The organism is Paenibacillus dendritiformis (genome assembly GCF_021654795.1).
GTDB lineage: Bacteria > Bacillota > Bacilli > Paenibacillales > Paenibacillaceae > Paenibacillus_B.
The window spans coordinates 3,540,133-3,553,169 of record NZ_AP025344.1 but is presented as its reverse complement, the minus strand read 5'-3'; the positions used below and the strand labels follow the sequence as shown (position 1 = coordinate 3,553,169).

17 protein-coding genes and 1 pseudogene are annotated in these 13,037 nt (G+C 52.0%); 13 read left to right on the top strand and 5 right to left on the bottom strand.

The window, feature by feature from the left end:
- Positions 1-20: 20 nt before the first annotated feature.
- The 4 genes from hflX (at position 21) to glnA (ending at position 4,499) form a co-directional block, all read left to right on the top strand.
- The gene (hflX, locus tag L6439_RS15635; RefSeq protein ID WP_213468284.1) at positions 21-1,304 is read left to right on the top strand and encodes a GTPase HflX; all 1,284 of its coding nucleotides are present in this window, start codon (positions 21-23) and stop codon (positions 1,302-1,304) included.
- Positions 1,305-1,361: 57 nt separating this feature from the next.
- The gene (locus tag L6439_RS15630) at positions 1,362-2,621 is read left to right on the top strand and encodes a methionine gamma-lyase family protein (RefSeq protein ID WP_213468285.1); all 1,260 of its coding nucleotides are present in this window, start codon (positions 1,362-1,364) and stop codon (positions 2,619-2,621) included.
- Between the two features lie 96 nt (positions 2,622-2,717).
- Positions 2,718-3,128, top strand: coding sequence for a MerR family transcriptional regulator (locus tag L6439_RS15625; protein WP_168181170.1), 411 nt, complete (start codon positions 2,718-2,720; stop codon positions 3,126-3,128).
- Positions 3,129-3,170: 42 nt separating this feature from the next.
- A complete protein-coding gene (gene glnA / locus L6439_RS15620; protein ID WP_168181169.1) occupies positions 3,171-4,499 on the top strand; it encodes a type I glutamate--ammonia ligase in 1,329 nt (442 codons plus the stop codon).
- A 192-nt stretch (positions 4,500-4,691) separates the two neighbouring features.
- Here the strand turns inward: glnA and L6439_RS15615 are convergent, their stop codons facing one another.
- From L6439_RS15615 to L6439_RS15605, 3 genes and pseudogenes are all read right to left on the bottom strand, one after another.
- On the bottom strand, positions 4,692-5,138 hold the full coding sequence (locus L6439_RS15615) for a hypothetical protein (protein WP_213468286.1): 447 nt from the start codon (positions 5,136-5,138) through the stop codon (positions 4,692-4,694).
- A 133-nt stretch (positions 5,139-5,271) separates the two neighbouring features.
- Positions 5,272-5,910, bottom strand: a complete 639-nt coding sequence (locus L6439_RS15610) for an O-methyltransferase (RefSeq protein ID WP_213468429.1) — start codon at positions 5,908-5,910, stop codon at positions 5,272-5,274.
- Positions 5,870-6,106 (bottom strand): annotated as a pseudogene (locus tag L6439_RS15605) (hypothetical protein); the annotation flags it as partial. The gene L6439_RS15610 and the pseudogene L6439_RS15605, both read right to left, overlap by 41 nt.
- Positions 6,107-6,367: 261 nt before the next feature.
- Here L6439_RS15605 and L6439_RS15600 point away from each other — a divergent pair.
- The 5 genes from L6439_RS15600 to L6439_RS15590 all read left to right on the top strand — a co-directional run bounded on the left by L6439_RS15600 (position 6,368) and on the right by L6439_RS15590 (position 8,691).
- The gene (locus tag L6439_RS15600; RefSeq protein ID WP_213468287.1) at positions 6,368-6,574 is read left to right on the top strand and encodes a hypothetical protein; all 207 of its coding nucleotides are present in this window, start codon (positions 6,368-6,370) and stop codon (positions 6,572-6,574) included.
- Positions 6,571-6,855 carry a transposase gene (locus tag L6439_RS29725; protein WP_213468288.1) on the top strand — a complete coding sequence of 95 codons (285 nt, stop codon included), beginning with the start codon at positions 6,571-6,573 and terminating at the stop codon, positions 6,853-6,855. Before L6439_RS15600 ends, L6439_RS29725 begins: the two co-directional genes overlap by 4 nt.
- A 48-nt stretch (positions 6,856-6,903) precedes the next feature.
- Positions 6,904-7,311: a transposase gene (locus tag L6439_RS29720; protein WP_213468289.1), complete on the top strand. Its 408-nt coding sequence runs from the start codon at positions 6,904-6,906 to the stop codon at positions 7,309-7,311.
- Positions 7,312-8,103: 792 nt separating this feature from the next.
- Positions 8,104-8,208, top strand: a complete 105-nt coding sequence (locus L6439_RS15595; RefSeq protein WP_234399621.1) for a sporulation protein YjcZ — start codon at positions 8,104-8,106, stop codon at positions 8,206-8,208.
- Between the two features lie 195 nt (positions 8,209-8,403).
- The gene (locus tag L6439_RS15590) at positions 8,404-8,691 is read left to right on the top strand and encodes a hypothetical protein (RefSeq protein ID WP_237096497.1); all 288 of its coding nucleotides are present in this window, start codon (positions 8,404-8,406) and stop codon (positions 8,689-8,691) included.
- A 49-nt stretch (positions 8,692-8,740) separates the two neighbouring features.
- Here the strand turns inward: L6439_RS15590 and L6439_RS15585 are convergent, their stop codons facing one another.
- Positions 8,741-9,613, bottom strand: coding sequence for an SDR family oxidoreductase (locus L6439_RS15585; RefSeq protein WP_213468290.1), 873 nt, complete (start codon positions 9,611-9,613; stop codon positions 8,741-8,743).
- A 174-nt stretch (positions 9,614-9,787) separates the two neighbouring features.
- A complete protein-coding gene (gene lexA / locus L6439_RS15580; protein WP_168181167.1) occupies positions 9,788-10,414 on the bottom strand; it encodes a transcriptional repressor LexA in 627 nt (208 codons plus the stop codon).
- Positions 10,415-10,663: 249 nt separating this feature from the next.
- Here lexA and L6439_RS15575 point away from each other — a divergent pair, with 249 nt between their 5' ends.
- The 4 genes from L6439_RS15575 (at position 10,664) to L6439_RS15560 (ending at position 12,880) form a co-directional block, all read left to right on the top strand.
- A complete protein-coding gene (locus L6439_RS15575) occupies positions 10,664-11,044 on the top strand; it encodes a LysM peptidoglycan-binding domain-containing protein (protein WP_213468291.1) in 381 nt (126 codons plus the stop codon).
- Between the two features lie 165 nt (positions 11,045-11,209).
- Entirely contained in the window at positions 11,210-11,425 is a 216-nt protein-coding gene (locus tag L6439_RS15570) for a DUF896 domain-containing protein (protein WP_168181165.1), read from the top strand.
- Positions 11,426-11,454: 29 nt separating this feature from the next.
- The gene (locus L6439_RS15565; protein ID WP_213468292.1) at positions 11,455-12,039 is read left to right on the top strand and encodes a methyltransferase; all 585 of its coding nucleotides are present in this window, start codon (positions 11,455-11,457) and stop codon (positions 12,037-12,039) included.
- Positions 12,040-12,070: 31 nt separating this feature from the next.
- A complete protein-coding gene (locus L6439_RS15560; protein ID WP_168181163.1) occupies positions 12,071-12,880 on the top strand; it encodes an HAD family hydrolase in 810 nt (269 codons plus the stop codon).
- Positions 12,881-13,037: the final 157 nt, after the last annotated feature.

Genomic DNA, 13,037 nt, shown 5'->3' with positions numbered 1-13,037 from the left:
ATGAAGGAGACCTTCAATGCATGCGAAGAACGTTCTATGAGACATCCACGGAGTTGCAGGACCGGGCGGTCCTCGTGACCTTAATAACGGATGATATCCGGCGGAGCCGGGTTCGTCCGGAAGATTCTTTGCAGGAATTGGTGAAGCTCGCGGAGACGGCCGGCGTTGCCGTGCTGTCGGTCATGATGCAGCAGCGGGAGAACGCCGATCCGAAGTGGTTCATCGGCAAAGGCAAGGTTGCCGAACTGAGAGCGGTCATCGCGGAGCTTGACGCGACGACCGCCATCTTCGATCAGGAACTGTCCGGCGCCCAGGTGCGCAATCTGGAAGAAGCGCTCGATGTGAAAATTATTGACCGCACTCAGCTGATTCTGGACATTTTCGCGCAGCGCGCGAAGACGAGAGAGGGGATAATTCAAGTCGAGCTTGCTCAGCTGTCTTACCTGCTGCCGCGGTTGTCGGGCCACGGGCGCAATTTGTCCCGATTAGGGGGCGGCATCGGAACGCGCGGGCCGGGGGAGACGAAGCTGGAGACCGATCGGCGCCATATCCGGCGGCGCATCTCCGATCTGAAGCGGCAGCTCGAAGAGGTGGTCCGGCACCGCGGCGTCTACCGCGAGCGCCGGAAGAAGAGCGGCGCGATTCAGGTGGCGCTCGTCGGCTATACGAACGCGGGCAAATCGACGCTGCTGCGCCAATTGACGGAAGCGGATGTCTACGTGGAGAATCAGCTGTTCGCCACGCTGGATCCGACCTCACGGCAGTGGGAGCTGCCGAACGGCAAATCGACGATTTTGACGGATACGGTCGGGTTCATTCAGCATTTGCCCCATGAACTTGTCGCTTCGTTCCGCGCGACGCTTGAGGAAGTGAATGAGGCGGACCTTATTCTGCATGTCGTCGATGCCTCTTCTCTGATGCGGGAGGAGCAGATGCGGGTCGTCGACGATATCTTGCAGCAACTGGGCGCCGGAGCGAAGCCGCAGATTGTGCTGTATAATAAGAAGGATATGTGCACCGGGGAGCAGCGCCAGATGCTGCCTTTGGGTGAGAGCCATTTCTTGATCAGCGCATACGACGAAGCCGATCTTGAGCAGGTGCGTCTTGCCGTCCAGGCGCATCTGTCGGGCCGCACGGTGACTTATCGGCTGCCGGGCGCGCGGGGGGATCTGATCGCGCTTGCCCATCGCATCGGCGAAGTGCTGGAACAGGAAGCGGACGGCGAGGATGTGCGGCTGACCGTTCGGCTGGATCGGGCGGAGGCAGAGCTCTATAGCTACAAGCTGGAGCCATTTCAATCATAAGTACAACGGGAGCTTGTTGGGAAGTGCGTTGTCGAGGACAAGGGGAATCAATGAAACATGCAGTTTACAGATGAGATGATGAAGCTGGCAGAACGGGTAGAGGAGAAAATCAAGGATCGGGTCCGGGAGATCGAGTCGATTGCGGAACAGAACCAGTGGAAGGTCATTCAGGCCTTTCAACGGCATCAGGTCAGCGACTTTCATTTTGCCGGTTCGACGGGCTACGGCTACAATGATCGGGGCAGAGAAGTGCTGGACGAGGTCTATGCCGACGTATTCGGCGCGGAGGCGGCGCTGGTGCGCCCTCATTTCGTCTCGGGGACGCATACGATCGCGACCGCTCTGTTCGCGGTGCTCCGCCCGGGCGATGAGCTGCTGTATATTACGGGAACACCTTATGATACGCTGCACAAGGTGATTGGACAGGAAGGCGATGGCAGCGGATCGCTTCGCGACTGGGGCATTCACTATGGCGAGGTGGAGCTGACGAATGAAGGCCGGGTCGATTGGGCGGAGGTCGAGCGGAGGATCTCGCCGCGCACGAAGGTAATCGGCATTCAGCGCTCGCGCGGCTACGCTTGGCGGACTTCGTTCCGCGTCGATGAGATCGCGGACATGGTTACCCGAGTCAAGCGGCTGCTGCCGGATGCGATCGTGTTCGTCGATAACTGCTACGGCGAGTTTACGGAACGGCTAGAGCCGACAGAGGCCGGAGCGGATCTGATTGCCGGCTCGCTCATCAAAAATCCGGGCGGCGGCATCGCCGAGACCGGAGGCTACATCGCCGGCAAGCGCCGCTTGGTGGAAGCTGCAGCGGCACGTCTGGCCGCCCCGGGCATCGGCGGCGAAGTCGGGGCGATGCTCGGCATGACGCGCGCCATGTATCAGGGGCTGTTCCTCGCGCCGAGCATCGTGGGACAAGCCGTGCGCGGCAGCGTCTTCGCGGCGGCCATGTTCGAAGAGCTTGGGTTCCGATCATCCCCGCACTGGTCGGCGCCGCGTACGGATCTGATCCAGGCGATCCGCTTCGATTCCGCCGAGCATCTTATCGCCTTCGTGCAAGGCATCCAAAAGGCATCCGCCGTCGACGCCCATGTCGTGCCGGTGCCATGGGATATGCCCGGCTACGAGCACCCGGTCATCATGGCGGCCGGCACCTTCATCCAGGGCGGGAGCCTGGAGCTGTCGGCGGATGCGCCGATACGGGAGCCGTATACGGCATATATGCAGGGCGGATTGACGTATGCCCATGCGAAGCTGGGAGCGATGACCGCATTGTCCGCCATGGTGGAACGGGGGCTCTTGAAGCTGTCCTGATTTTTCTGTCAGTTTTTCTGACATCTGTTGACACCTATTTGAACGGGAGCTACAATGAAGGGGAGCAAGGGATCACCAGAGGAAGGTTGATGAGCGGTGGGGGATGAAATTCGCAGAAATATGGCTTTGTTTCCAATCGGCATCGTAATGAAGCTGACGGATTTGACCGCAAGGCAGATTCGTTATTACGAGCAGCATGAATTGATTATGCCTGCACGCACGTCCGGCAACCAGCGTCTCTTTTCGTTCAATGACGTGGAGCGGCTGTTGGAGATTAAGGCGCTTATTGAGAAGGGCGTGAACATCGCCGGGATCAAGCAAGTGCTGCAACCGGTCTCCAAGGAATCCGAGGAGGCGACCGTGCTAAGCGATGATTCGGAAAGCAAATGCAAGGAACTGTCGGAGACTCAACTGCATCGAATGCTGAAGCAGCAGCTCATTTCCGGAAACAGACCAGGCCAAGTGTCATTGATTCAAGGTGAACTGTCTCGGTTCTTTACCAAGTGATCACGCCTCTATTCCAGGTTCACAAGAAGGAGATGTTACCCTGTGGGTTACACCAGAGAAGACATTGTACGCATTGCGGAAGAACAAAATGTACGATTTATCCGGCTTCAATTTACGGATTTGCTGGGGACCATCAAGAATGTGGAGATCCCGGTAAGCCAATTGAATAAGGCGCTGGACAACAAAATGATGTTTGACGGCTCTTCTATCGAAGGTTATGTGCGGATTGAAGAATCAGATATGTATCTGGTGCCTGATCTGGATACTTGGGTGGTATTCCCATGGGTAACGGAAGATCGTGTAGCTCGGTTGATTTGTGACGTATATACAACTGATGGAGTTCCGTTCGCCGGATGTCCGCGCGGCATTTTGAAGCGGGCGCTGAAGGAAGCGGAAGAAATGGGCTATACGGCGATGAATGTCGGACCGGAGCCGGAGTTCTTCCTGTTCAAGACGGATGAGAAGGGCAACCCGACGATGGAGCTGAACGACCAGGGCGGATATTTCGACCTGGCCCCGACGGATCTCGGGGAGAACTGCCGCCGCGAGATCGTTTTGAAGCTGGAGGAAATGGGCTTTGAAATCGAAGCTTCCCACCATGAAGTGGCGCCGGGACAGCATGAGATTGATTTCAAGTACGCGGACGCCATCAAGGCGGCCGACCAGATTCAGACCTTCAAGCTCGTCGTGAAGACCATCGCGCGCCAGCATGGCCTGCACGCCACTTTCATGGCGAAGCCGCTGTTCGGCGTGAACGGTTCCGGCATGCACTGCAACATCTCCCTGTTCCAAGGCAAGGAGAATGCGTTCTATGACGAGAAGGATAAGCTGGGCCTGAGCGACGATGCGCGCCGCTTCATGGCCGGGGTCCTGAAGCATGCCCGCGGCTTCGCGGCCATTACGAATCCGACGGTCAACTCCTACAAGCGGCTCGTTCCGGGATACGAGGCTCCATGCTACGTCGCTTGGTCCGCGAGCAACCGCAGCCCGATGGTCCGCATTCCGGCATCCCGCGGTCTCAGCACGCGCGTCGAGGTCCGCAACCCGGATCCGTCTGCGAACCCGTATTTGGCGTTGGCCGCCATTCTGAAAGCGGGTTTGGACGGCATCAAGAAAAAATCCGCTCTGCCTTCGCCGACCGACCGGAACATCTACGTGATGACGGACGAAGAGCGCGAAGCGGAAGGCATCCCGAGCTTGCCATCCAGCCTCAAGGAAGCGCTGGAGGCTTTGCTCCGCGACGAGACCATTTGCGATGCGCTCGGCGAGCATGCGCTGCAGCACTTCATGGAGTTGAAGGAAATCGAGTGGGATATGTATCGAACACAGGTTCATCAGTGGGAACGCGATCAATATATGACCTTGTATTAATTATTTCATCCCTAGAGCCGCAAGGCTTCTGGGGATTTTTATTGTGGGGCCTGAAGAGAATGATAGCGGCGTTAGGGTCGATGCCCACAAAACGCCCCCAAAAAATTCGCTTCATGTTCTTTATGAGATGTCAGACAATAATATACGGCGTTTGGGAAGAGAGAAGCCCCGGAGTGGTCCGGGGCTTAGCGGTTACTTCAAGGCTTCTGTTTTAAATTTGGCGCGCATTTCATCGTATCCTGCCTTGACATCTCCTTCGCCGTCAGGGGTAAATCCGAAGGCGATTTTCCCTTCCATAACCAGCACGATGATTTCTTTTTCATTCCCGTCAACGGTTCCTCGTGCCAGTACGAGTGTTCCTTTCTTTCCGGCTTCCTCGTAATCAATTGACTCCATAACTTTCGGATCTTTGTACATCTTGCTCTCGTCGGTCACATTATTTTGCCCTAATGCAAATAGAGGCTTGATGTCCGGATGAACCTTCTCTTCGACAAACTTCTTCTTGGCATCCACATCGGTTCCATTCACGAACGTGTTGAGATAGTCGAGGACCAGCCCGTCGTCTTTTGACTGTCCCCCGCCCCCGCAGCCTGCCAAGACCAACAAACACACCAAAAATAATGCACTTAATTTCTTCAAAATTCCGCCCCCTCCGACTTAATTATATGACCATATATTCATATATGCCATACCTTAAATTAGACGAAATTAAGAAAACCCCGGATTCCTCCGAGGCTCTTGTCAATATATCGCATGCAGTATGATGTATTTTTTATTTCCTTACTTTTGCGACGGTCAGTCCATCGCCTAGCGGAATGAGCAGCGAATCTAATTGAGGATGATGGGCTACGGTTTCATTGAATTTCTTCATTAATTCAGTATAACGCTTCGGAAGCGCGTCCTGATCCGCTACACTGCCGCCTGCCAGAACATTATCAGCCACGATTACAGCGCCGGGTTCAGCGAGTTGAATGCAATAGTTCAAGTAAGGATCATAATTTTCCTTGTCAGCATCAATAAAGAAAAAGTCAAACCTTTTATTCTCGGCAACTAATTTTTCAAGACTTTGCAAAGCGGGTCCGGTAAAATAGGTGACTTGATTGCCAAAGCCTGCTTTAGCAAGATTATTGCAGGCTAATTTTGCGTAACTCTCCTCTAATTCAAGAGAAGTTAATTTTCCTTCTCCATCGAAGCCTCGCGCTAGACAAATTCCGCTATAGCCGCCCAAAGCCCCTATTTCCAGCACATTTTTAGCCCCTGAAATAGAAACAAGCATCGTTAGGAGTTTTCCGGAGGAAGGAGATACCGAAATAGAAGGCATTCCGTTTTCCCGTATTGATGAAATAACTTCTTCCAAAAGATCATCTTGGCTAGAAAATACGGAATCGATATAACTGTTTATGTGTTTCATCACATTCCCGTCCTTTCTCAGCATCAGATTTAGAATCTTTGCCTGCCGGGGGAAAAGCTTCTGTTTCTCCACTGTTTATCCTGGACGCTTCCACGGCTTCACTTATGTGTATTTCAAATAATTGAATAAATTCGTTAATGACCATATCGATGGCTTTTAATTCACCGACTAGAATTGGATGAATCGACTCAAACTCCGCATTACCATATGGGGGATTGACCGCATGGATGGAGCATGGCTCTCTCCCCGTTGGTTCGGAATGCTGTTCCGAGAAAAACAAAAAGCGCCGGATACGCCGCAATGTCATTAAGATAAGGCGCGGAAAGCATAATCAAGCACAAGAGCAGGTTATCGAAAAGATAGCCCGCTCTTTTTTTTGTTTCAAAAAAAATCAAGACTTAACAGGTAGATGGATATGTGTGGCGAAGCCCCTTAAAAAAACGAGGAGGTTACGCCAATGAATGAGTACGCGAATTCGCTAAAAGAAACGCTGCCATCCCTCATACGAGAAATGGCAGCCGCACCAGCACCTTATGTCAAAAACCCTGAAAAAGATTTTACCCGAAAGAAAAAGCTTTCTTTTGAAACGGTGATACAACTCCTGATCTCCATGGGGGGCAACAGCGTCAACCGAACACGAAAGGCTATAACCTTCTGCATTTGAACGCTGCCTATGACTTGTGCAACAGACTGTACGTGGATGCCCTTGTTCAACCACGAAGGTTGTGCAACGAGGGAAGGGCGCTGGCTGCGATGGTCGACCGTTCTCCCATCAAGGGCAAAACCATTGTGATTGCCGATAGAGGTTATGAAAGTTACAACAATTTCGCGCATCTGGAGCGCAAAGGGTGGAACTATGTTATACGGGTAAAGGATTTGGATTCCAATGGTATTCTTTCGGGCTTGCGTTTGCCCTCTAGCGGAAAGTTTGATAGGGATGTTTAACTGACACTCACCAAAAAACAAACCAAAGAGGTCAAGGCTAATCCCGAGATGTACAAGTTCGTTCCTTCCACGTCAACCTTTGATTTTTTGGATTTGCATGAGAACTTGTTTTACCCGATTTCCTTTCGGGTGGTTCGTTTCGTCCTGCCTCATGGCGCTTATGAGACCGTCATTACGAATCATTCTGCCGCTGATTTCCCACCCGTTGAAATCAAGTCTATGTATAACAGGCGATGGGGCATTGAAACCTCTTTCCGGGCATTAAAGTATACTGTCCGTCTGACGAATTTTCACGCAAAGAGACGAGAGTCCATCACCCAAGAGATTTTCGCAAGAATGATCATGTACAATTTCGCTGAAATGAGGACCTCGCACGTCGTCATTTCCCAAATGGATAAACGGCACCCATACCAAGTCAACTTCACGGTTGCCGTCCACGTTTGTACGGCACGATGAACCCCCGCCCGATGTTGAAGCACTGATCCGCAAAAACATTTTGCCGATTCGACCCGTTCGCCCAGGGCAGCAGAATACGCGCAAAATACGCTGCAAATCAGTTGTTAGCTTCGTCTATAGAGTAGCATAATTCGTTTCATATGAACACTTTTTAAGCGGATCTTCCGTCCGCTTTGTTTGCTGTACGCTTTTTCCTTGCTTGTATACAAAAAAAGAAACGGCACAGGGTCTTTTCCAAGGCCGTTTCAGATTCCTATGTTTTCGGCTCTTGTCTTTGAGCTAAACTCAATGACATTGGGATACGCCGAGACTTTTTTCTTGCGGATATACACGGGGAGGTGCCCCAAAAGCAGCAAAACTGCATTTCAATCAAGACGCCGAAAGGCTGGAACAGGCCGTCAGCGGAAGGGGGATGGAGCACCAACGCTAAGGATCAACGGCGCTCCAAAAAATGAGATTACCAGAAATGTCTTCTCCGTTTTTTGCACACGACCAACACTTTCTGCCCTTCCTTAAGAATGACCGTGATTGCTTTGCGATGACGTCTCATTCAAGCCACCTCCTTTCCATACTACAATATGAGCCAATGCTTTAAATGACTGTGCTATAGCTCCAAGAAAATTAACATGAATAATTTAGGCGAGACACTTGGGTATTGGGGAGAGAGCAGGTCGCTCTTTTGGGAGCATGGTTCGTACGATCGGCCCAAATTTATGCCTATGGGTTATAGCCAAGTCAAACCGTCCGTAATTCTAATATCATGGGAGTACCAAGAGAAAGGAGGTAACTCAAATGAGTGGAGTTACTTGTGGCGTTGGAGGGCTCTGGACCTCGACAGGCGTAATTTTGGTGTTGTTTATTCTGCTTGTCATCGTTTCCCGCGCATTTATTTATTAATAGGTCCTGATGAGACAGTGCCTTGCGCATGTGCGCGCAAAGGCCCCCTTCTGTTCGAGGCCCTGCTTAGTCAGCAGGGCTGTTTTTTATGTCCGGCTTTTGAGCACAAGCTGCACGTTTCTCCTCATGTCCAGGAGCACATTCGAGCGATAGGCATATGTTAGGGGTATGACATATGAAGGGAGACGTTTTTCCGTGAGTTACCAATACCAGCCATACCCCATGAATGTTTACCCGGGGCCACACATTCATCCTTATTCTTCTTCGCAGTTCTGTCCGCATTATTATCCGGAGACGCAAAATTTGAAGATTGAAACACTGCAGATCGTTGAGCCATGGGTGATTAACGGACTAAAAGAAGCGCAAACAATATCCGTTGAGCATGCGCTCCGTGAAGCGGCAGCCGTATCATATCTGATTGGGAGAGGATATAATCCGGCTGTCGCTCATCAAATCGTCGAGTCTTGGTGGCATAAAGGTTAACGCGCGAAATCGAGTGCTTCCCTAAGTAATGGCCTAAGCTTTTAATGCGTCAGCCATTAATGATTTCGCCGCCGTTGACATGCAGGATCTGTCCGGTGACGTAAGAGGAATCCGCGCTGGCTAGATACACGTAGCTGGGAGCGAGCTCTTGAGGCTGTCCAGGTCGCTGCATCGGCGTGTCCCCGCCGAATTGACTGACCTGATTCGCATCGAATGTGGACGGAATGAGCGGCGTCCAGATCGGGCCGGGCGCCACGCCGTTCACCCGGATGCCGTCCGGTGCCAGATTCGCTGACAAGGAGCGGGTGAAGGCGACTATCGCGCCCTTGGTGGCGGAATAATCCAACAAATTTGCGCTTCCCCGATACGCGGTGACGGAGGCGGTGTTAATGATAACGCCAGTATGCCGTTTCAATTGGGACATTGCCGCCTTCGTCAGATAGAACATCGCAAATATGTTGGTCTTGAATGTACGTTGAAGCTGTGCGTCTGTAATGTCTTCTATGCGCCCCTGCGGATGCTGCTCACCGGCATTATTGACTAATATGTCCAGCTTCCCGAGCTCCTTCACAGTCTGTTCCACCGCTCGCTCGCAGAACGATTCTTCTCCGATGTCACCGTCGATAAGCAGGCAGCGGCGTCCTGTCTCCTCGACATGCCGCTTCGCTTCCTTGGCATCGTCATGCTCATTCAAATACACGATGGCGATGTCGGCGCCTTCCTTGGCGAACGCCACGGCGACCGAGCGGCCAATGCCGCTGTCGCCGCCGGTAATCAGCGCAACCTTGTTCTTCAGCTTGCCCGCAGCGGAATAGGAATGGCATTCGAATTGCGGACGCGGATTCATGTCCGTCTCGAGGCCTGGTTGGCGGTTCTGATGCTGGGCGGGCAGGGTCTGCTTCATCTGCTGATGGGATGTCATGATGCTTCACCTCTCGATTGGATTTTTCGAAGTTCGTCATGTAACGTAACTTACCACATCGTTCCCGGAATTAATCACGTTATACCGCCCTGACACGTCAAAAAGCCGCTTTCGAATACAGAAATGCCTGTACTCAAAGCGGCTTTCTCCACATTTGCACCCATGCAGCAAGGATTAATGAAAATCACGGAACAATCCAATCACTTTGCCCAGGATCGTCACATGCTTCAACCGGATCGGCTCAAAAGTTGGATTCTCCGGCTGAAGCCGGATATGATCGCGTTCCTTGTAGAAGGTCTTCACCGTTGCCTCGTTCTCCTCGGTCATGGCCACGACGATATCGCCGTTGTTCGCGGTCTGCTGCTGGCGGACGATAACATAGTCTCCGTTATGTATACCGGCTTCAATCATGCTGTCGCCGACAACGGATAGCATGAAGATGTTCTCGTCGTCTCCCACCATATGCACCGGGAGAGGAAAATAATCTTCGATGTTCTCGGTCGCCGTAATCGGCTCGCCGGCCGTTACCTTCCCGATGACGGGAACGCGTGCTACGGCATGGCTGAACTCTGAATGGCGATCCGACTGTTCGCTTAGCAGTTCGATCGCTCTTGGCTTCGTCGGGTCCCGGCGGATAAAGCCTTTCTTCTCCAGCCGATCGAGATGACCGTGCACCGTGGAACTCGATGCGAGGCCGACAGCTTCCCCGATCTCTCTTACGGAAGGAGGATAGCCCTTGGTGCGGACTTCATCGCGTATAAAATCAAGGATCGCTTGTTGTCGACTTGATATTTTAGACAAAGATATCAACTCCAATGAATGCTCTTTTGTCAAAATTATACCATAGAACCTCCGTTCGCACAAACGTAAGTTCTAAAAAATCCTTGATTTTATGCGGTTTATTCGTTTTCTTTCAACGCATGCCCCATATTCGGATTTGGGGAACAAAAAAAGAGAACGCACGTTCCTCAAAAACGGTTGACCTGAACGTATGTTCGTGTTACATTATGGACATTAAGAATAGAACAAGTGTTTGGGGAGTGAGCGGACATGAGTGAAATGGTATATAGCCCGAGACGGAGTTACGCATATCGAACGGAAGCAAGATCAACGCTGCGTCAGCCTGTAAAGCCAAAGCCTTATAATAGAAGAAAATTGATTCGGGCGGTACTGCTCTCCGGCCTGCTGTTCCTTTTGTGCGCGGGAATCGTACAAGCATGGGGGGATGACGACGCAGTATCCGGGCAGCCTTCTGTAAGTACGGAGCGAGTGCTTGTTCAGCCTGGGGATAGCCTGTGGGAAATCGCGACGGAATACAAACCGAACGGGATGGATACCCGGGAGTACATATACAAGATCATTCAGTTGAATGACTTAAGGGGACATACGCTGCAATCCGGCATCGTCCTTGTCGTGCCGATACTTTCTTGACCATAATTCGGCTGAGGCCGGGATCATTGTTCTCGCAGCACCGCTCTTCTCACCGGCTGAGGCCGAAGGAGCCGCTTCTTGTATTCCATCGCTGTCAGCTTGCTTGACAAGGCTGATGCAGCATGTCAAAGTAGAAGATATGCACCATGGTATGGAGGGTACAAGATGAATATGGATAAATTAATCGCTCGCATCAATGAACTGGCCCGCAAGCATAAGAGCGCAGGGCTGAACTCGGAGGAACTTGCAGAACGGGCCGCGCTAAGAGAGCAGTACCTTGAATTGTTCCGTCAGCAGGTCCGCAACAAGTTGGACAGCATTCGCTATGTCGAAGACGAAGAAGGCGAACAGAACAATCAATCGGGAAACATCGTTCATTAGAGTGTGTAACATATAGGAGGTCTGGATGGATGTCGCGTAGTTGGGAACGCCAAGTACGGCGCAACAGCGCTCAGTTGAACAAACAACGCAAAAAGCAGGGCAAGCCGGGGATCGCTTCCCATACGGTTGCGTTCGATGAATTCAAGGGCCGGAATTTTATTCTTCCTTTGATATTGACCGGGTTTACGATCATTTATGCGCTGCTTGGCAGTGTCGGTACGAGTCTGCCGTCCCCGACGCTGTACTGGGTAACTGTTATTTGTTATTTGGCATTGGCATTGATGCTGTTTTTGCGCCGGCCTTTTTTGCGGGTCGCGAAAGACGAACTAAGCACGACAAAATGGAATCGGCTGCGTACGCTCAAAGTGGAAGATATCAAAAAAATAACGTACCAGCCAGGCTTTATCGTTATTGAAAAGAACGGCAAAGGCTCGAACTGGGTATTCTCCCGCATGATGAACCGCTATGACATCGAAGCGATGAATGCGCGGCTGCAGCAGTTCGCCGCTCAGAACCGGATAGCGTACGAAGAGAATTCAAAAGAAGACAAGAACGGCAAGGCCAACGAGACGGATCAGTCGGACAAGGTTGTCTTCGTGAAGCCGAAGAAGTAGGTTTGCCGGAGTGGGACAAGGGGGAGTCGCAATGGCCATTCGTGCCGTATTATTCGATCTTGATGATACGCTGCTGTGGGATGAGCGGTGTGTGGAAGAAGCCTTTTCCGCCGTGTGCCAATACGCACACTCGAAAGCGGGGGTTGATGCGGAACAATTGGAGACGGAAGTGCGAAACGCGGCAAGAGCTTTATATGAAAGCTATGAAACCTACGCCTTCACGACCAACATTGGCATCAATCCGTTCGAGGCATTGTGGGGCCGCTTTACCGGGGGAGAACATGAGCAATTCCGTTACCTCCAGCAGTTGGCGCCATCTTACCGCACTGCCTCCTGGACGACCGGTCTTCGCCATTCGGGTTGCGAGGATGAGTCGTTGGGAGCAGAGCTGGCGGAGCGATTCATGAGCGAACGGCGGGCGCGTTCTTACGTTTATGAAGAGACTTACGATATTTTGCGAACGTTGAAGCCTCATTATCAGCTGCTCCTTTTGACGAACGGGGCGCCGGATTTGCAGCAGGAGAAGCTTGATGGCATCCCGGATATCATTCCGTTCTTCGATCATATCGTCATCTCCGGCGATCATCCGGAAGGGAAGCCTGCGCCAAGCCTGTTCCGCCATGCTATGTCCTTGTTGGCTATCGGCCCTCATGAAGGACTGATGGTTGGAGACAAGCTGACTACTGATATATTAGGGGCCCAGAATGTCGGGATGCATCACGCCTGGCTCAATCGCAAGGGCGTGACATTGACCGGCAAGATCAGGCCTGAACACCAAATAACCAACTTGATGGAATTGACCAACGTGATTGAAGCGATAAATCAAGCGGCGCTCAAATAAACCTGAAAATGAAGGAAAGCTTGCCTTGCAAGGCGGGCTTTCTTGCTTAATGGGAGCAAACCATCCGGCCGAGGCGCCGGCATGTCAAGTTGCTGATGTGACGAATGTCACACAACCGTCACATAACCGTTCAGAATCTAGCCCGATCGAGTCATAT